A 19,671-nucleotide genomic window follows, 5' to 3' on the forward strand; every position below is an offset into this window, starting at 1 on the left:
AGAGGGAGACGTAAGTAATGAAAGTTGAAGTAGAGAATCAAAATCACGGTATTGACTTAATTAAAATCGACAACGAAGAAACGAATATTGTATTTACGAATTATGGTGCGCGTATTGTCTCATGGAAATATCATGATAATAATATCGTATTAGGCAATAGAGTTGAGGCAGATGAATTCTACCCACAGAACCCTTATAACTTTGGAGCCACAATTGGACGATACGCAGGTCGAATAGGCAATGCATCTTTTACGCTAAACAATCAAACCTACCAGCTTGAAGCAAATAATGGACCACATCATCTTCATGGAGGTAGTGATGGTTTAGATAAACATTTATTTAATTATGAAATTATAGATAATATAACAAATATTAAGATTATTTTTACTACTCAATTACGTTCAGAAGAAGATGGATACCCAGGTGATATGACGATTAAAGTAATACATACCTATGATATGGAACATAGATGGACAATTGAATACGAAGCTCAATCTAATGAGGATACCTTATTCAATCCAACGAACCATGTATACTTTAACTTAAATCGCGATAACAATGTGATTGATAATCACAAGCTCACAAGTAGTAAATTAAATATGTATCCAATTGATGAAACGCATTTAATTTCGAATAATCAAACTATTGATTTAATTGATATATTTAAAAATGATAGCATTTACTTTAAGGATATTTTTTCTTCTGACAATCCATTAATTGCTCAACAAATTCAGGCTAACAACGGGTTAGATCATCCATTTGAGATTGGTAATCAACAACTTCTTATTGAAAATAATGAATTTGTATTAGATGTAGAAACAACAATGCCCAATATAGTAGTTTTTACGTTTAACCATACATCTAATTGGAAAAGTGATTTTAATATTTATAAAGCGCATTCTGGTGTAGCTTTAGAAACCCAATTTCTGCCGGATGATATTAATATTGATAGAACCCAAGCGAAATCAATTTTAAAAGCAAATGAGTCATTTTATTCAAAAACGGTTTACCATATTGCAGAAAAGAAAGAACAATAAAATAGAAACCCTGATTAGTTAGAAATGATCATTATCATTGAACTAATCAGGGTTTTTTATTTATGTGCTTTAAGAGTACTGTCACGCAGCTTTTTTAACTTTTCAATACGAAGGGGCGATAAATATGGATTTTGAAGTGCATAGTTTAAGCGTTCTAAATTGTTACGATCATTATAGTAAATATCATTGAGCTCTTGGACAGACAATCGTGTATCAGCATCAGCTAAATGTAGTAATTCTAAATCGTCATTATACTTAACAAATCCTTCTTTAATGACTCTGAAATAAAACCCGGTCTTTCCAGATGAGGACATCCGTTTGACTAAATCCGGTATGCCAAATTTCGTTTGAATCTTCCAACAAGGTTCCCGAATTTCTGACACTTCTATAATTGCATCACCTAAACGATATTGATTGCCGAAATATACATCAGACTCATCTAAATCTTCTATTGTAAGATTTTCCCCGAACATCGCATATTCAGGTAAGTACGTAAGATCATCTTTATACATAGTATAATTAGCTTTGCTAAAGCTACACACTGCTTTATGAGGCCCGCCGTGATCTTTATAGGCTTGTTCATCTTCTACAAATCCTAATGTAGATAACCACATTTTCCCTGAAAAAGGAACTTTATTTAATGCGGAAAGCATCTGACGCTTTTGCCCATAATTTAAGTCTTCAATCTTTCCAGTAGAAATCGCAAAGATAGGAATCATTTATGTCACTCCTCATACTGTTTTAAGCAAAAGTTTACTATAATTCTTTTAAAAAGATAAGCGATAATCAATAAGAAATAGCTACAAGTGCTATATATTTCTTATTATGTCATGTAAAATAATGAGTAAGTAAACATGTAAAGGGGTCTCAGTAACCATGAAAGATTCACAAGAGCTTAAACGCATGACAGTAGATGATGCTGTTGCTCAAATTACAGATAATATGATTTTAGGGATTGGCACTGGCAGTACAATCGAATTACTTATCCCTAAAATTGCAGAACGTATAAGAGATGAACAATTAAATATTACAGGTGTCTGTACATCAAATAAGAGTGAATATCTTGCCAAACAATTAAACATGAATATTGTAGATATTAATGATGTTTCGCATGTAGATTTAGCAATTGATGGTGCAGATGAAGTAGACCCTCAGCTTAATTTAGTTAAAGGTGGCGGAGGCGCACTATTTAGAGAAAAAGTCATCGATGAAATGGCTGAACGCTTTGTTGTCTTAGTCGATGAAGGAAAAATGGTAGACTATTTGGGACAAAACTTTAAGTTGCCTGTTGAAGTAGATAAGTTTAATTGGTTACACATTACTAAAAAGATTGGATCATATGGCAAAATTCAAACTGAACGTCGTATGAATGGCGATGTCCCTTTTATTACAGATAACGGTAATTATATTATTGATTGTCAATTAAATGAAAAAATAGATCCTAATCAATTCCATGAATTCCTCATTCACTTAACAGGCGTGTTAGAAACAGGTTATTTTTTAAACATTACAGATCAAGTCATTATAGGCACACAACAAGGCATCAAAATTATAAATAAACAAAATATATTAAAAAATAAACACTAGGCATCCACCATAACTGTTGTATAAATAGATTCTATAAAGAATAATGGCCCATAAGGAAGATAGAATTATTGGTGATGAGTGTCTTCCCATATTTACGTAAGTTGTTCTAAGATGAATAACGAATGACGTTGCGCGACTCTTGGCGTTTTTTATTTTTATATTGAACACAACTGCAAGTGCACTTGTGTAAGGCGTTCTAAGATAGATAACGAAACGTAGTTGCGTAGACTCCTAGGGGAGCAGTGCCAGTCGAAGACTACAGGCTGAGACGGCACCCCTGGAAAGCTTAGCAACTTAAGTGAGTGAATATCTATCTAAGAACTATATAATTATTAAAGCCACTTCATAGCGAATAATGAAGTGGCTTTTTTAACGAATAATTTACTTATTTTTAGTTTCGTTGATTTTATCTTTAGCGCTATCTACTGCAGATGAATGTCTATCATCCTCATAAGATGCACTCTCTTCTAATTTATCTTTCGCTGATGCAGTACTGTCAGTTGAATGTGTTTCTTCATTCTCTTTAATGCCATTGTCCTTCTTATCATCGTGCGTTGTTGAAGTTTCACTTTCAGAAGCAACATCTTCATCATCGTCCATATGATCTAAATAATTATTTGGCTCAACTTCTTCTAAAGATTGATTAGTTGTTCTATAGAAGATGAAGTGAATAATTAAACTTAATAAGTAAAAGACAACAGCAACGATTGTCGTACTTAGAGCGATTACTTTCATTGAGAATATATCTCCAAGTTCCTCACTGAATAAGAAGACTTGAGCGAATGTCATCGCTGCATGAAAGATAACAGCAATATAAAGTGTACGACCTCGAGTTGCACGAATAAGTTCACCAACAATCATTGAGAACATAAATGTGTACAGAAAATGGTATGCAGCATATTCTGTACCATACGTGGTATTCGCTGTCCAAACAGAATACATTAAACCAACAATAATTGATGCGAAAAATGTATTCACTTTAGTTTCTACGATATTTTGAATATATGAACGGAAACCAAATTCAGCGAATAAAGCCATAAAAATATGTCCGATTAAAATAGTAAATACTGAAACTGATAAATCAGAAGCTTGAAGTAAGATGAAGCTGTTAGCAAATGCATTAAAGCTAAACATACCGATAATAAAAATAATTAAAGGTAATATTAATGCAAGTAACATGCGTTCTACTACTTTGACATCTACTGAAAATTTTAAGCCAGCAAGTTGTACAGATTTATTTTTAAAAGCCGCGATACAAATCACAGCTGCAATAGCTGGTGCTAAATTTTTAATATCAAAAACAAAACGTTTAATTCCGATTGCAGATTGAAAATCTCGAAGGATAATTGAGAGCGCCATTGTTACCACAAAAAATACAAAAATTGTTAACGCCCATTGAAATCCTGAAATACGATTAGTCTTCATTTATGTAACCTCCATTAGGGTAACCGTATAAACTCTTTCTTTAATATTATACATATTACTTCGCTATAAATAAATTGTCCATTTTAAATATCATTAAAATGTAATAGTCTTGAATTATTTTTATCTGATTGATAACAATTTTTAATGTCTTAAAATTATTAGAAATGGGTATCAAACATAATACCAGGAGCATAATGACATGATCGAATTAAATCATGTATGATTTAAATATAACTTTTAATTTTTTAGGGGGCAGCTCAATGTATACACTAGGTAATCCAAAATTATGGACAGGCAGAATTGATAGTGAAACAGATCCAAAACAATTTAGACATTTTCAAACAGTAAAATTCGCTAATCTAGAAAAAATGGATATGAATGGAGACAAATCAGGTGTTGGTTTATTAGGGTATGCCGTAGATAAAGGGATTGAATTGAATAAAGGCAGAGTAGGTGCTAAAAAGGGACCGGATGTAGTAAAACGAGAATTTGCTAAATTGCCTGATTTAAGTGAATGTGAAGCGTTAATAGATTATGGAAATGTCGAATATGAAGATGGTGAACTTAGTGAAACGCAACAAGAAATGGCTAAATTATCAGCTCAGGTGATTAAAAATCATAATCAAACCTTCTTAATTGGTGGCGGACATGATATTGCCTATGCACAATATTTAGCGACAAGAGAAGTTTATCCTGATGCCTCTATCGGTATCATAAATATTGATGCACACTTTGATACACGTCCAGATGATGCACCAACGTCAGGTACGATGTTCAGACAAATATTAGATGAGGATGACAAAGTGGATTACTTAGTACTTGGATTAGCGCAAGGTGGTAATACACGTGCGTTATATGATTATGCCGATGAAAAAGGAATTATATACGTCTATGCAGACGAGCTTCTACATCAAGTTTCCCCAACTATTAAAGATAAAATTGAACGATTCATGCACGAGCACGATACAATCATGTTTACGATTTGTATGGATGTCATTGATAGTGCCTTTGCGCCAGGTGTGAGTTCACCAAGTGTCTTAGGTTTATATCCCCATTCTGTATTTGATATAGGTAAACGTGTCATCTTAAGTGAGAAAGTTTCTTCAATAAGTATTGCGGAAACTAATCCTGATTATGATGTTGATGATCGTACTTCAAGATTAGCTGCTAATTTAATTCATCATTTCCTTGTGTAATGAATTATGAGTGGGAAAGGCTCAAGCCTGTAGTCTTGTAAAGCAGTTCTTTGATTTTAATCATTAGAACTACTTACGTAAGTGTTTGGAGACTTACGTTTATCAATAACTCTGACCTCCTCGAGCGTTATACAACGTTACTTATTGTCATCTTTAGAATTTCTTAACTAAGGGCTTTAGCTCTGTTGTTCTCTAAAATGATTTGCTTCTGATTATTGTCATAATAAAACAATTTATTATATTTAATTTTAGTCGCTCTTCCATGGAAGAGCGACTTTTTTAATATAAGTAATAATTGAAAGAAAAGTTTGACAATTGTGATACGATAAAGAAAAAGGGTGAGGCACTTTGCGACATCCACATCAAAATTATTTACAACAATGGAATAAAAATATATTTCAAAATATTTTAGTAGGTATTTTAATGGGATTAGCGTTGCTTCCTACAACGATAGCATTTTCTTTTATCGTTCATGTGAGTCCGACAATTGGTATTATGAGCTGTGGGTTAGTGTTATTTTTTATAAGTTTTTTTGGCGTGCGTTTGAGTATGGTGTCTGGTCCGAGTAGTGGTATTTCTATTGTGGGTGCACCTTTAGTTGAACACTATAATGTTCATTATTTGATTGCCGCAACGATTATGATGGGGATTATTCTATTTTTATTCGGACTATGTCATATTGATAAGTTATTAAATTATATTCCAGATACTGTAGTTATAGGTTTTATGAATGCTTTAGGTATTTTATTATTAACGACACAAATTAAGTACATCTTCGGTATTTCTGTGGAGACCTATATCATCGCTATTAGCACGTTTACGATTATATTTTTATCTTCTAAATTCGTTCGGACTATTCCAGCACCATTGATTGCAATTATACTCGTGACTATTATTACTTATTTTGTGAAACCACACGTACAATTCGTTCGAGATTTAGCTAACATACACATTGCTGTGCCAAAGTTTGCCTTGCCAACTGAATTATTTCATATTCACGCTTTAAGTATTATCTTTCTATATGCTTTGACCATGGCTATTATTTCAGTCGTGCAAACAAATTTAACGAATGAAATGATGAACGTGATTACACAAAGTCATGCCGATAAAGATAGAGAAGTGGTGGCTCTAGGCGTAACAAATGTATTAGTTGGTTTACTTGGTGGTTATGGGGGTAGTGCACTTGTTGGCCAATCGAAATTTTATTATAAAATGGGTGCGACTTCACGTTTAGCAACTTTAGTTACTAGTTTGCTTTTGTTATCTTTTATTTTTATTTTAGCGTCTATCGTTGGTTTAATTCCTACGGTAGTGCTCGCTTGCGTATTAATCACCGTATCGCTGAATACATTTGATCGACGGACGTTTAAGCATTTGCGTAAAGCACCTATAGCACGTACATTTGTCATGTTATTTACAATTATTTTAATTCTAAGTACGCATAATTTAGCAATTGGCGTGGTCGCACGTACATTTTTATATTATATTGTTCAATTTATTTTGAAAAAGAAAGGACGAGACACGATATGACAAACTATAATGATTACATTAAATGGCGTCGTTTATTTCATCAATATCCTGAGGTATCGAATAATGAATATGAAACTACAAAACGCTTAAAACAGATCTTACAAGAATATGATATTAAAATTATCGATATCTCATTTGAAACAGGGTTTGTGGCGGAAGTGGGAAAAGGAGAGCCATGTATTGCCGTACGTACTGATATTGATGCTTTGCCTATTCAAGAACAAGTAGAACATGACTTTGCGTCTACGAATGAAGGCGCTATGCACGCGTGTGGCCATGATATTCATATGGCAAGCATTTTAGCAGTGGCGACAAAGTTAAAAGCACAAGAATCTACATTAAAAGGTCGCGTTAAATTCTTATTTCAACCTGCTGAAGAAATGGGTACGGGTGCGCTGGCTATGGCGGAAACTAATGCATTAGATGATGTCAAAGCTATTGTAGGTTTCCATAATTATCCAACATTAGAAATAGGTGAGTTCGCAATTAAATCTGGTCCAATAACATCAGCGGTGGATCGTTTTGAATTTAAGATTCATGGTAAAGGCGCCCATGCTGCTAAACCAGAACAAGGTAATGATCCCGTCATGGTATTAGGCCAACTTATTCCTAGTTTACAGACTATTGTGAGTCGTAATATATCGGCCTTTGATAGTGCAGTAGTCACTATTGGTGAAGTATCTTCGGGTAACACTTGGAATGTTATCGCTGATAGTGCGTACGTTCAAGGCACAGTACGTTCATTCAAGCCAGAAGTTCAAAATCTCATTGAGCAGCGCATGACAGATATTGCGAAAGGACTTGAACAACTATTTAATGTAGAAATTGAGTTAATTTATACGCATTTACCACAGGCAGTGATGAATGATGAGAAATTAACTGAACAGGCGAAAGAAGCGGCTAAGAAGGTTGGTTACAAAGTCATTGAATTAGACAATCCTTATACCATTGGGGAAGATTTTTCAGGATTATTGGCTAATCATCCTGGTGTTTTTGCGTTTATCGGTTCTAATAGTGAATATGACTTACATCATCCTAAGTATGATCCTGATGAACGTATCTTGGAAAAGGTGCCTGAGTACTTCATTACGTTGATTCATCAATTGCTTGCTGAGTATAAATGATATGTGAGTGCTGTTTAAGAATAATATATCTTCGTGAGCTATTTGGTTCTGCCTTTTCAAAAAGTATGGTTAAAAGGGCGATGAAGTTGGGTAAATAGTGAATGATTATTCTATAGGAGATGATTTAACATGGGTGCACAAGATCCAAGAAATAAATTTAAGACGTCAGACTTTGAGAAACAGGAACAAGAGGTGCCAGGTTTACAATCTGAGCTAACTCCGCAACCTGATTGTGGCGAGGAATCTTATGTCGGTCACGGTCGTTTACAAGATTATAAGATGCTTGTGACAGGCGGTGATTCGGCGATTGGACGTGCAGCTGCGATTGCGTACGCGAAAGAGGGCGCTGATGTGGCAATTAATTATCTTCCTAGTGAGGAACAAGATGCTCAGGAAGTTAAGGCAGTGATTGAGAAAGCTGGCCGTAAAGCGGTGCTTATTCCTGGTGATGTTCGTGATGAACAATTTAACTATGATTTAGTGGAACAAGCTTACAATGAGCTTGGCGGATTAGATAATGTGACGTTAGTAGCGGGACATCAAATCTATCACGATGATTTAAAAGACTTTGATACTGAATCATTTAAAGAAACATTTGAAACGAATGTTTATCCAGTCTTCTGGACAGTACAAAAAGCGTTGGATTATTTACAACCAGGTGCTTCAATTACGACAACGTCATCTGTGCAAGGATATAATCCAAATCCACTTATTCATGATTATGCGGCATCTAAAGCAGCGATTATTTCATTAACGAAAAGTTTCTCTGAACAATTAGGTGAAAAAGGTATTCGTGTGAATTGTGTAGCGCCAGGTCCATTCTGGTCACCATTACAAATTATTGGTGGTCAACCGCAATCTGCCATCCCTAAATTTGGCCAAGATACACCATTAGGTAGAGCAGGTCAACCTGTTGAATTATCTGGTACGTATGTATTGCTTGCTTCTGAAGATTCAAGTTATACAACTGGCCAAGTATTTGGTGTGACAGGCGGTATTCAAATCGACTAATTAACAAAGTTAATGTTCAATGCGAGAGTTGTAATTTAGGCTCTCGCATTTTTAATTTTTGAGGTCATGGTATTTAACTAAGAATGGTTTTACTACATGAGTTAAGTTAGACGAACCATCTATCATATAGCGACCTAAATCATAAATAAAAATGCTAATATATGTAATTTTCATAAAAATAGGTTGACGTAAATTTAGTATTCTTGTAATTTTAAAGTTAAATTGATGTCAGATAATAGAAAGTAGGTCAAATATGGAAGATAGGAAGAAAGGCAATGCCTGGGCATTACTTCCTTTAGTATTATTTATCGCTTTATTTTTAGGCGTAGGTACTATTACAGGTGATTTTACAAATATGCCTCTTAACGTGGCAATAACGATTACTGTTATTGTTGCTTTATTAATGAATAGAAAAGAAAAATTTGTAGATAAGATTGAGATTTTCACTAAAGGGGCAGGGCATTCTAATATCATATTAATGGTATTTATATTCATTCTTGCTGGTGCCTTTTCAACGACCACTGAAAAAATGGGTGGCGTCACGTCCACAGTTAATTTAGGTCTATCCCTTATTCCTCAAAATTTAATTATTGTAGGATTATTTATTATATGTATGTTCGTTTCTATTTCAATGGGAACATCCGTAGGCACAGTAGCAGCTATTGCTCCTGTTGGTTTCGGCTTTGCACAAGCGACCGATATTTCTGCAGCGTTAGCGATGGGTACTGTAGTAGGTGGTGCCATGTTCGGTGATAATTTATCAATGATTTCAGATACGACAATTGCAGCGGTACGTACGCAAAAAACTAAAATGAGTGATAAGTTTAAGGTGAATTTCTGGATTGTGTTACCAGGAGCCATTTTAACTATTATTGTACTTTTCTTCTTAACGAATGGAATAACTATTGATCACTCAAAAAGTTATGATTATAACTTAATTAAAGTGATACCATATGTTTTAGTCTTAATCTTAGCGCTTGTAGGCGTTAATGTTATTATTGTATTAATTGGTGGTACATTATTATCAGGTATTATTGGACTTATAGATGGTTCATTTGGCTGGCAAGGTTTATTAAAGGCAGTGTCTGAAGGTCTTATGAGTATGGAAGATATTGCGATTATTGCTTTACTTATTGGCGGCTTAGTTGGTATTATTCAACATAATGGTGGCGTAGATTGGTTACTCAACTTTGTAAGATCGAAAGTTAAATCTAAACGTGGTGCTGAATTTGGTATTGCTGGCTTAGTAAGCGCGGCGGATATTGCGACAGCAAATAATACCATTTCAATCATTATGGCGGGGCCTTTAGCGAAGAATATTGCCGATGAATATGATGTCGATCCTCGTAAATCAGCTAGTTTACTTGATATCTTTGCAGGCTGTTTCCAAGGCTTTTTACCTTATAGCCCTCAAGTGATTGCAGCAGCGGCAGTAGCAGGTGTTTCACCGTTTAGTGTGATGCCTTATTGTATTTATTCCATTTTATTAGGGGTATGTGGTGTAGGTGCTATTCTTGTACGCTATCCAAGAGTTAAATCTAAGGCATAACCTATTTTTTAATGCGAAGGTTTAGTTTTTAATTTTTGAAAATGAAAACCAAAAATTTTATAAATTTCAATAGTTGAATGTTTGGTCCTAACTATAAATGCGTTAAAATATAAATAAGAGTGAAAGTAGGTGAAGCAAGTGGCAAAGTATAACGTGGAAAATGAACATGTTGAAATTCATATTGAACGCTTATTAAAATATTCACCAGAATTAGTTTATAAAGCATGGACGGATGTAGATTTATTAAAACAATGGTTTATGACATCGCAACGTACAAATAAAGCGTTTGATGTGAACATGCATGAAGGCGGTTCGTATCGTATTGTCGATTCACGAAACGGTAAACAAAATATTGTCCAAGGTACTTATGAAGAATTAGTAAAAAATGAGTATATTAAGATGACAATTGGAATGCCAGAACTCAGTGATCATGAAGATGTGATTGAAGTTGAGTTTGAAGAACGTGAATTTGGTGGTACGCAAATGTTTTTCTTTTATCAGTCTTTAGTTGAGAAAGAAAGACGCCTTTCAGCATTAGAATATAAACAAAAGAAAAAAGAATATCACGATTCAACAGTACATGGTTTAGAACTTATGTTTGATAAAATGCATCAAGTTTTACAACAATACGTTGAAGATAATGAGTTATTTTAATTATAAAAATAGCGCCAAGTAGATACCTATTTGGCGCTATTTTTGAATATTAATGTGCGAATTTAAGATAATTCGCCTTTCTCTTTACGTTCATTATATTTACGTAATAATGTTTCAAAGAAAATATGGTAATTAATGAAACTTGAATAATCTGTGCCATCGTATAAATAAAATGTATTACTCGCCACATAAACATTATAATTGGCATGTTGTGCAAGTGTATTATCTTTCATAGTGGTCACAGAGATAAAATATTTTTGACGAAGTTGAAGTAAATTCGTTACGTCAGTAAGCTGAGATGTTTCACCAGATAAAGAAATAATAAAGAACAAATCTTCATCTATTGAGCGATTAAGTACCATTTTAATCTCATGTTCATCATGTAATACAATAATATTTTTATGCATTGTTAATAAAATACGTTGAGCTTCTTCGGCTACATTTTTCTGTGCACGCCCGGTTCCATACAAATAGACAGTAGAGGCGTGATTAATTTTGTCTGTTAACAAATTATAATCCACACGATCGAGATAATTAAAAGTCGTTTCAATTTCTTGTTTGAAAGCATCCATCGAATCCGTTGGTAATTGACTTAAAGATTCGCTTTCAAATTTTAAATAGGACTTGAAATCACTATAGCCATCGAACCCCAGTTTACGAGTAAAGCGATGAATCGTTGCATTAGATGCATGCGTATATTGCGAAAGTTCGTGAATTTTTAATGTCTTACATTTATTAATATGAGTATTAACGAAATGTGCAATTTGGAGGTCATTATCATTTAATTTATCAAAATTGGCATTTACTCTTTCATCTAATAGCACAATTACACCTCTAATTCTTTCTGAAAAAATTTTCACTTATAGAAAATACAAACTGATTATACAAAATTATTTCAAAATCAGTCAACGCCGTTGTATAAATGAAAGCGTTTACTATAATATGAAGTTAAGTTATTAAGAAAACGCTTTATATTTTGTGATTTAAACAATATAGATTGGAAGGATATGGGGGTAAAAATATGAATGCGATTAAACGTTTTGGGAGCGCAATGATCGTTCCCGTATTAATGTTTGCATTTTTTGGGATTGTATTAGGATTTGCGACATTATTTAAAAACCCAACAATTATGGGTGGGTTAGCTGATCAACATACATTCTGGTTCAAATTCTGGTCAGTGATTGAATCAGGTGGTTGGGTCATCTTTAATCACATGGAAATCGTCTTCGTGGTCGGTTTACCATTATCATTAGCCAAAAAAGCACCAGGACATGCGGCATTAGCAGCATTAATGGGATATTTAATGTTCAACACATTTATCAACGCAATTTTAACTCAATGGCCACATACATTCGGTGCTAACTTAGAAAAAGGTGTTGAAAATGTAACTGGATTAAAAGCAATTGCTGGTATTCCAACATTGGATACAAATATTTTAGGCGGTATCATTATTTCAGCTATAGTGACTTGGATACATAATAGATATTACAGCAAAAAATTACCTGAAATGTTAGGCGTATTCCAAGGTTTAACATTTGTAGTAACGATTTCATTCTTTGTGATGTTACCAATTGCTGCGATTACTTGTGTTGTATGGCCAACAATTCAAAGTGGTATTGAATCAATGCAACACTTTATTATCGCATCAGGTTATATCGGTGTATGGTTATATCATTTCTTAGAACGTGTATTAATTCCAACTGGATTACATCACTTTATTTACGCACCAATCGAGGTTGGACCAGTGGTAGCTAAAGATGGCTTAAAAGCAGAATGGTTCAGACATTTAAATCAATTTGCTGAAAGTAGCAAACCACTAAAAGATCAATTCCATTATGGATTCATGTTACAAGGTAACGGTAAAGTATTCGGTGCTATTGGTATTGCTTTAGCAATGTACTCAACGACACCTAAAGAAAATCGTAAGAAAGTGGCAGCATTATTAGTACCTGCAACTTTAACTGCTGTAGTAGTAGGTATTACTGAACCTTTAGAATTTACGTTCTTATTCATCGCACCATATTTATTTGTTATTCACGCTTTATTAGCAGCAACAATGGATACAATTATGTATGCATTTGGCGTTGTAGGGAACATGGGTGGCGGTTTATTAGATTTCATCGCTACTAACTGGATTCCATTGGGCCAAAATCACTGGATGACGTATGTAGCCCAAGTAATTATTGGTTTAATTTTCTCAGCAATTTACTTCTTTGTATTTAGATTCTTAATCTTAAAATTCGACATTCCATTACCAGGTCGTCGTGCTGAAGAAGAAGTGAAATTATTCTCTAAAAAAGATTATAAAGAGAAAAAAGGTGAAGGAAACACTGATAATTCAGGTTTCACTCCAAGCAATGAATATGAAGCGAAAGCACATTACTATTTAGAAGGTTTAGGCGGAAAAGAAAATATTAAAGATGTAACGAACTGTACAACACGTTTACGTTTAACAGTTAATGATGAATCTAAAGTAGAAGATAGTGGCTACTTCACACATGATCAAATGGCCCACGGCTTAGTGAAAAGTGGTAAGAATGTGCAAGTCGTAGTCGGTATGACCGTGCCACAAGTACGTGAGGCATTCGAACATCTTGTTTACGATGAAAATGATAAAAAATAAATCAAAGCAATTTAAATATAAAATTCTGGGATATAATTCTTAGAAAAATAGCCAGTAAATGATTTTATGATTTCATTTACTGGCTTCTTTATTTATAATACTTCGTATTGTTGGCTCGTTCTCTAGAGGGAAATGTCTTGTAAAGTAGTTCTAATATAGATGTTCACTCACTTAAGTTGCTAAGCTTTCCTAGGTTGCCGTCTCTAAAGAAATTCTTAGATGAACATTCGCTCATTCTGTTGTGATGCTTGCCTAGGGGGGGCTGGGTCGAGCCGCGGTCTTGTAAAGAAGTTCTTAGATGAATGTTACTCATTTTGTTGCGACGCTTTCTTGCGGGAAAGGCTTAAGCCTGTAGTCTTATAAAGTCGTTCTTAGATAGATATTCACTCACTTAAGTTGAGATGCTTGCCTAGGGGGCTGGGTCGAGCCTTGGTCTCGACACTCATCCTGCTCCCTCAGGCGTCACTCAACTACGTTTTGTTATCTATCTTAGAACGCCTTACACAAGTGCAATTGCACTTGTGCTCAATAAAAAAACGCAAAGAGTCGCGCAATATCATTCGTTATTCATCTTAGAACTACTTATATTCAATAATAATTATCATAAGAGTCTCGCTAAAATACGATTTATTCGTTTATGAGTTTACATCGGAAATTAAAAAAAACAATTTCTATATCATTTAATAGAAATTGTCTTTTTAATTTAATCACTTACTTTATGCTATGATCACTAATGCTTTTTAATGTGTTTCTTTTACTAAGAAATATTTGCTTTATGCATTGCATGTGTTTTATACGTAGCTGATAAAATATCAATATTACGACAAGCTATTGTTTGTAGTAATTTAGTGAAAGTTTCGGGTGGGCAACATACACTTGCGCAGTTATTGTTTAATGTGTATTTAATATCAAAGTGATTAGAGAAATATGTCATAATATCAATCACTTTATCTTTAATAAATGCATCTTGGAGGCCATCAATCGCTACATCGAAACGTTTAGAAGATTGATAAGCTTGCTCTGAATCTAATAGCGTATTTAAATGTTTAGGTGAAAAAATTTGATAAATTGAAAATTGATAAAAACTTAAAAAACTAATGAAGTAGGGAAGTTGTTGTTTAGGCAAGCTTACTTCTAAAGCTGGAATATTATTGTGTTTCACAATAGCGTATTGGAAAGAGTCGCAAAATTTAACATCTTTGCAAACTTTGATTAAATTTTTTCGAGTTGATCTAGATTTTAAACCTACAATGTTAAGAATGTAAGTTTCGAATTTATCTAACAACATGCAATGACCTCCTGATTTTATTTATTTTATGCAGAACGCATTTAGCTATAAAGTCTTAATAATCGTACGCCGTTCATTAATACACACTGATTGTATCACTCTTTTTGAATATAATCACTAGGACTTTTGAACGAACTTTAATTTAATTCTTTTGTAATATATCCTTAACCTTATTTAAATATTAAAGTAGCAGAATACAATAATTATTTAAATTTTCAGAAAATTTATTGCTTGTCGCATTTTCTTGTGCTACTATAATTTCATTATTTCTTAATGAAAGAAGCGATATAAATGTTAACCAAAATGAGTCAATTTGCGACAAAAACGTTTTTAATTTGGATGTTTATTGCAGCAATTATAGGATTTATGTTTCCAAAGCAATTAGCACCATTAGGATCAACGGTACCTTGGCTATTAGGAGTTGTAATGTTAAGGATGGGAATGACAATAAATCCTAAAGACTTTAAATTAATCTTTCAAACTCCTAGATCAGTCATTATTGGGGTAATATTGCAGTTTGCTATTATGCCAAGCTTGGCATATATCATTGTCAAAATTTTTCAATTACCACCTGAACTAGCTATTGGAGTAATATTAGTAGGATGCTGTCCGGGAGGAACTTCTAGTAATGTTATGAGTTATTTAGCTAATGCCAATGTAGCACTATCTGTAGCTATCACTAGTGTGTCAACTTTATTAGCACCTTTCGTTACGCCGGCTTTAATTTATCTATTTGCCCATGAGTGGTTAAATGTTTCCTTCATAAGTATGCTTTGGTCAGTTATACAAGTAGTACTTCTCCCAATAATACTTGGAATTATTTTACAATTACTTTTTAAACGTATGACTAAGAAAGCTTCTGAAGCATTGCCAATTATCTCTGTGATAGCTATTTCTCTCATTTTAGCAGCAGTTGTGGGAGGTAATAAAACGCACATTCTTCAAACGGGAGCTTTGATTTTCTTAGTAGTGATTTTACATAATGTGTGTGGCTATATCTTGGGTTATGCCTTAGCGAATCTCTTAAAGCTTGACCGTAAAGATAAAAAAGCTGTGTCAATTGAGGTAGGTATGCAAAATTCAGGACTTGCGGTCTCACTCGCAACAGTTCACTTTAGTCCTTTAGCAGCTGTACCTGGAGCTGTGTTTAGTTTCGTTCATAATATATCAGGACCTATTTTAGCTAAGTACTGGTCTAAACGTTAATTCATTGAAAATGAAGCATGAACTGGCTCATTGCATATGTTAAACTTAACTATAATTGCAAAGTTTAAAGGAGTAATCATATGTATAAAGCAGTCGTATTCGATTTCGATGGCACCATTATTGATACTGAAAAACACTTATTTGAAATCATTAATAAGCATTTATCGGATCATCAAGTTGAGCCTGTTACATTAGAATTTTACCGTAGTCATATTGGCGGGCATGCACAGGGATTGCATGATTATCTCGAAAGCCAAATAGGCAAAGAAGATAAACAAAAAATTTACGATGAACATAATCAAACAAGTCATGAACTGGAAATGATAGAAACAATCGCTAAGTTAATGGCATATTTAAAACAACATCATATCCCTATGGCGATAGCGACAAGCAGTTATAAAAAAGACATTCTACCAACTGTTCAAAAATTAGGGTTGGACGAATATATTGATATAATTGTTGGTCGTGAAGAGGTTGAATCGGTGAAACCAGATCCAGAATTATATTTAACTGCAGTACAACAACTCAATTATTCACCGGCATATTGTTTAGCTATTGAAGATTCAGCTAATGGCGCTACGGGTGCTACAAATGCAGGACTTGATGTGATTGTCAATACAAATGAAATGACTGAAGCGCAAGATTTTTCATCTATACCATACATTGGCAAAGATTTGAATTTTGACGAAATTATTTCTCGTTTTTTTGAAAAGGATAAGGAGTAAACCCGCATGTCTTGGCAAATTATCTTATTCTTCTTAGCTGGACCAATTATTATCGGTATCGGTAATTTAGTACTAGGACCTATATTTAATAAGCATATTCCATTTAAAGTACAACTACGCTCATTTATTGTGGGTACAATTATTTATTTAATTTTAGCAACGGTAGGGTATTTTCTACTATTACAAGGTAGAATTTAAAAATAAGCCTTAACATCATTTCGAACACATATGAAATGACGTTAAGGCTTTTAATATTTGTTTTAAATGATTAATTTTAAAATAATAGTGACTACTAATAATACAATCAGAATTAAGTCAACACCTACCATTACAGTAAAACGTGTGCTTTTTTGTCCTTGGGATTGTGCTTGTTTCATTGCTCTATAGTTAGGGATTAAACTTAGTAACAATAATACAATAATTAAAACAATACCAATAATAATCGACATTAATGTGTACCTCCGTTTCTTTTCTCAATGATTTCCCATATAAATCCAGCAGCAATACCAACAATAAGTCCCATAATTACACCGATTTGAATAGAAAAGAATAATGCACCAATGATTAAAAAGATGATTACTGAACTAGACAACGTTATTCCAAACTTAATTTTGCGTGCATCAGAGTTAAAAATAGAAAAAATGATAATATATAGTACAAAAAAAGTTAAAGTGGCTAATATGGTTCTAATAAGCAAAGGACTGATCGTATCATGTTTAGCTGAAAAATAATTTAATAAGAAAAATATAATACCAAAGAATACCGATAATGTAGCACTCTTTTTCACTAATGCTTGCATTTTAATATGCTCCCTTAATTAATCTATAGAAGAGTATAACATATTCTATTTTTTTGAAATCGATATATCTAATTGTAAAAAAATTTAACATTAATAATAACCATGAAATAGTAGAATTTTAAAAAAGTGAAATTTTTCAATAAAAAAATTTGTAAAAAGTAACTCGCTTTAATGCGTTAAAAAGCCGGAAAATCAAGGTTTTTAAAAATTTGCAAACACTTATCATGATAGTAATGGAAGCGATTTCAAAAATTTGTAAAATTTTTGTTTTAATTTTGTCAAATTATAGTATAATATCTTCAATAAGGTAAAGGATGTTTTTTAGGGAAAGAGGGAAAGCAAAAAAGGTTTTCTGAAAAATAAAACTATTCCACCTTAGATTAAATAGAGATGGGGTTATTTTATATGGATAACAATGAATTACATAGGGGGCTAAGTGCACGTCAAATTAGAATGATAGCGCTTGGTGGGACTATCGGTGTTGGTTTATTTATGGGAGCAACTAGTACAATAAAATGGACTGGTCCTTCAGTTATCTTTGCGTATTTAATCGCAGGTATCTTTTTATTTTTAATCATGAGAGCAATGGGGGAAATGATTTACTTAAATCCAACAACTGGATCTTTCGCGACATTCGCAAGTGATTATATCCATCCAGCAGCTGGTTACATGACAGCATGGAGTAATATATTCCAGTGGATTGTAGTAGGTATGAGTGAAGTTATTGCCGTTGGTGAATACATGAACTATTGGTTCCCGAATTTACCAGGTTGGATTCCAGGTGTTATTGCAGTATTACTTTTATTAGCAGCAAACTTAACATCTGTAAAGGCATTCGGTGAATTTGAATTCTGGTTCGCAATGATTAAAGTAGTAACAATCTTATTAATGATTATTGCAGGTTTGGGTTTAATCTTCTTTGGTATTGGTAACGGTGGCCATCCAATTGGTATTTCTAATTTATGGTCTCACGGTGGCTTCATGCCAAACGGTTTCGTAGGATTCTTCTTTGCATTATCAATCGTTATTGGTTCATACCAGGGTGTAGAATTAATCGGTATTACAGCAGGTGAAACTAAAGATCCTCAAAAGAATATTAAAAGTGCGGTTAACGGTGTTATCTGGCGTATTTTAATCTTCTATATCGGTGCTATCTTTGTAATTGTTTCTATTTACCCTTGGGATCAATTAGGAAACATTGGTAGTCCATTTGTTGCAACATTTGCTAAAATTGGTATTACTTTCGCTGCAGGTTTAATCAACTTTGTAGTATTAACAGCTGCATTATCAGGATGTAACTCAGGTATCTTCAGTGCGAGTCGTATGATTTATACATTAGCTCATAAAGGTCAAATGCCTAAAATCTTCACTCGCGTTATGAAAAATGGTGTACCATTCTACCCGGTATTAGCCATTGCAATTGGTATCTTAATTGGTGCATTATTAAATGTTATTCTTCCTTTATTCGTTAAAGGTGCAGACAGCATTTTCGTATATGTATACAGTGCTTCAATTTTACCAGGTATGATTCCTTGGTTTATGATTTTAATTAGTCATATTCGTTTCAGACAATTACATCCTGAAAAAGTTGAAGGACATCCATTCAAAATGCCTGGTGGTGTTCCAGCAAGTATCATTACAATTATTTTCTTATTAGTCGTACTTGTAGGTATGTTATTTAATAAAGATACAGTCGTATCTGTTATTATCGGTATCATTTTCTTAGCAGGCGTAACAGTTTACTATTTCGTCCGTGGACACCATAAAAATGATGTTTCACGCAAAGTTAAATAATAAAGCTGAAAATATAAATAAACTATAAACAACACATTATTCAAAAAAGGCGGTGAACAAGAGTTCACCGCCTTTCAGACTGTAGACAAACCTTTTCACTCTTTGTCGACTTATACGTGCCTA

The 19,671-nt window shown here is 33.5% G+C and carries 20 protein-coding genes; 13 read left to right on the forward strand and 7 right to left on the reverse strand.

Annotated elements, in window-relative coordinates:
• Positions 1 to 17: 17 nt before the first annotated feature.
• A complete protein-coding gene (locus tag MT340_RS03030) occupies positions 18 to 1,037 on the forward strand; it encodes an aldose epimerase family protein (RefSeq protein ID WP_243588741.1) in 1,020 nt (339 codons plus the stop codon).
• A gap of 56 nt (positions 1,038 to 1,093) precedes the next feature.
• Here the strand turns inward: MT340_RS03030 and MT340_RS03035 are convergent, their stop codons facing one another.
• Entirely contained in the window at positions 1,094 to 1,756 is a 663-nt protein-coding gene (locus MT340_RS03035; protein WP_243588742.1) for an MOSC domain-containing protein, read from the reverse strand.
• Positions 1,757 to 1,913: 157 nt separating this feature from the next.
• On the opposite strand from MT340_RS03035, the gene MT340_RS03040 reads away from it, so the two are divergent.
• Entirely contained in the window at positions 1,914 to 2,624 is a 711-nt protein-coding gene (locus MT340_RS03040) for a ribose 5-phosphate isomerase A (RefSeq protein ID WP_243588743.1), read from the forward strand.
• Between the two features lie 381 nt (positions 2,625 to 3,005).
• On the opposite strand, the gene sdpC is transcribed toward MT340_RS03040, so the two are convergent.
• Complete coding sequence (sdpC, locus tag MT340_RS03045) at positions 3,006 to 4,049, reverse strand: peptidoglycan release complex CPBP-like subunit SdpC (protein WP_243588744.1); 1,044 nt, start codon at positions 4,047 to 4,049, stop codon at positions 3,006 to 3,008.
• A 260-nt stretch (positions 4,050 to 4,309) separates the two neighbouring features.
• Between sdpC and hutG the strand changes: the two genes are divergently transcribed.
• From hutG to MT340_RS03065, 4 genes are all read left to right on the forward strand, one after another.
• The gene (gene hutG, locus MT340_RS03050) at positions 4,310 to 5,245 is read left to right on the forward strand and encodes a formimidoylglutamase (RefSeq protein ID WP_243588745.1); all 936 of its coding nucleotides are present in this window, start codon (positions 4,310 to 4,312) and stop codon (positions 5,243 to 5,245) included.
• Between the two features lie 348 nt (positions 5,246 to 5,593).
• Positions 5,594 to 6,775 (forward strand): SulP family inorganic anion transporter, encoded by a 1,182-nt coding sequence (locus MT340_RS03055; RefSeq protein ID WP_243603577.1) that lies wholly within the window; start codon positions 5,594 to 5,596, stop codon positions 6,773 to 6,775.
• The gene (locus MT340_RS03060) at positions 6,772 to 7,899 is read left to right on the forward strand and encodes an amidohydrolase (protein ID WP_243603578.1); all 1,128 of its coding nucleotides are present in this window, start codon (positions 6,772 to 6,774) and stop codon (positions 7,897 to 7,899) included. The genes MT340_RS03055 and MT340_RS03060 overlap by 4 nt, the downstream gene beginning before the upstream one ends.
• Positions 7,900 to 8,028: 129 nt before the next feature.
• Positions 8,029 to 8,910, forward strand: a complete 882-nt coding sequence (locus MT340_RS03065; protein ID WP_103365555.1) for an SDR family oxidoreductase — start codon at positions 8,029 to 8,031, stop codon at positions 8,908 to 8,910.
• Between the two features lie 51 nt (positions 8,911 to 8,961).
• Here MT340_RS03065 and MT340_RS03070 read toward each other — a convergent pair whose 3' ends face one another.
• Entirely contained in the window at positions 8,962 to 9,084 is a 123-nt protein-coding gene (locus MT340_RS03070) for a hypothetical protein (RefSeq protein ID WP_279390690.1), read from the reverse strand.
• 79 nt (positions 9,085 to 9,163) lie between these two features.
• Between MT340_RS03070 and MT340_RS03075 the strand changes: the two genes are divergently transcribed.
• Together MT340_RS03075 and MT340_RS03080 are read left to right on the forward strand one after the other, a co-directional pair.
• A complete protein-coding gene (locus MT340_RS03075; RefSeq protein ID WP_243603579.1) occupies positions 9,164 to 10,459 on the forward strand; it encodes a Na+/H+ antiporter NhaC family protein in 1,296 nt (431 codons plus the stop codon).
• 138 nt (positions 10,460 to 10,597) lie between these two features.
• Entirely contained in the window at positions 10,598 to 11,113 is a 516-nt protein-coding gene (locus MT340_RS03080) for an SRPBCC family protein (protein WP_243588748.1), read from the forward strand.
• A gap of 62 nt (positions 11,114 to 11,175) precedes the next feature.
• Here the strand turns inward: MT340_RS03080 and MT340_RS03085 are convergent, their stop codons facing one another.
• Entirely contained in the window at positions 11,176 to 11,937 is a 762-nt protein-coding gene (locus MT340_RS03085; protein WP_243588749.1) for a MurR/RpiR family transcriptional regulator, read from the reverse strand.
• A gap of 197 nt (positions 11,938 to 12,134) precedes the next feature.
• On the opposite strand from MT340_RS03085, the gene MT340_RS03090 reads away from it, so the two are divergent.
• Positions 12,135 to 13,736 carry an alpha-glucoside-specific PTS transporter subunit IIBC gene (locus MT340_RS03090; protein WP_243588750.1) on the forward strand — a complete coding sequence of 534 codons (1,602 nt, stop codon included), beginning with the start codon at positions 12,135 to 12,137 and terminating at the stop codon, positions 13,734 to 13,736.
• A 757-nt stretch (positions 13,737 to 14,493) separates the two neighbouring features.
• Here MT340_RS03090 and MT340_RS03095 read toward each other — a convergent pair.
• The gene (locus tag MT340_RS03095) at positions 14,494 to 15,024 is read right to left on the reverse strand and encodes a hypothetical protein (protein ID WP_243603580.1); all 531 of its coding nucleotides are present in this window, start codon (positions 15,022 to 15,024) and stop codon (positions 14,494 to 14,496) included.
• A 291-nt stretch (positions 15,025 to 15,315) separates the two neighbouring features.
• On the opposite strand from MT340_RS03095, the gene MT340_RS03100 reads away from it, so the two are divergent.
• The 3 genes from MT340_RS03100 (at position 15,316) to MT340_RS03110 (ending at position 17,153) form a co-directional block, all read left to right on the forward strand.
• Positions 15,316 to 16,230: a bile acid:sodium symporter family protein gene (locus MT340_RS03100; protein ID WP_243603581.1), complete on the forward strand. Its 915-nt coding sequence runs from the start codon at positions 15,316 to 15,318 to the stop codon at positions 16,228 to 16,230.
• A gap of 80 nt (positions 16,231 to 16,310) precedes the next feature.
• Positions 16,311 to 16,955 carry an HAD-IA family hydrolase gene (locus tag MT340_RS03105; protein WP_243588753.1) on the forward strand — a complete coding sequence of 215 codons (645 nt, stop codon included), beginning with the start codon at positions 16,311 to 16,313 and terminating at the stop codon, positions 16,953 to 16,955.
• Positions 16,956 to 16,961: 6 nt separating this feature from the next.
• Entirely contained in the window at positions 16,962 to 17,153 is a 192-nt protein-coding gene (locus tag MT340_RS03110; RefSeq protein WP_243588754.1) for a hypothetical protein, read from the forward strand.
• 62 nt (positions 17,154 to 17,215) lie between these two features.
• Here MT340_RS03110 and MT340_RS03115 read toward each other — a convergent pair whose 3' ends face one another.
• Both MT340_RS03115 and MT340_RS03120 read right to left on the reverse strand, forming a co-directional pair.
• Positions 17,216 to 17,404 carry a hypothetical protein gene (locus MT340_RS03115; protein ID WP_243588755.1) on the reverse strand — a complete coding sequence of 63 codons (189 nt, stop codon included), beginning with the start codon at positions 17,402 to 17,404 and terminating at the stop codon, positions 17,216 to 17,218.
• Positions 17,404 to 17,754: a hypothetical protein gene (locus tag MT340_RS03120; protein WP_243588756.1), complete on the reverse strand. Its 351-nt coding sequence runs from the start codon at positions 17,752 to 17,754 to the stop codon at positions 17,404 to 17,406. Before MT340_RS03120 ends, MT340_RS03115 begins: the two co-directional genes overlap by 1 nt.
• Positions 17,755 to 18,159: 405 nt before the next feature.
• Between MT340_RS03120 and MT340_RS03125 the strand changes: the two genes are divergently transcribed.
• The gene (locus MT340_RS03125) at positions 18,160 to 19,548 is read left to right on the forward strand and encodes an amino acid permease (protein WP_243588757.1); all 1,389 of its coding nucleotides are present in this window, start codon (positions 18,160 to 18,162) and stop codon (positions 19,546 to 19,548) included.
• The last annotated feature ends 123 nt before the right edge of the window (positions 19,549 to 19,671 follow it).

It is taken from the genome of Staphylococcus sp. NRL 16/872 (assembly GCF_022815905.2).
Lineage (GTDB): Bacteria > Bacillota > Bacilli > Staphylococcales > Staphylococcaceae > Staphylococcus.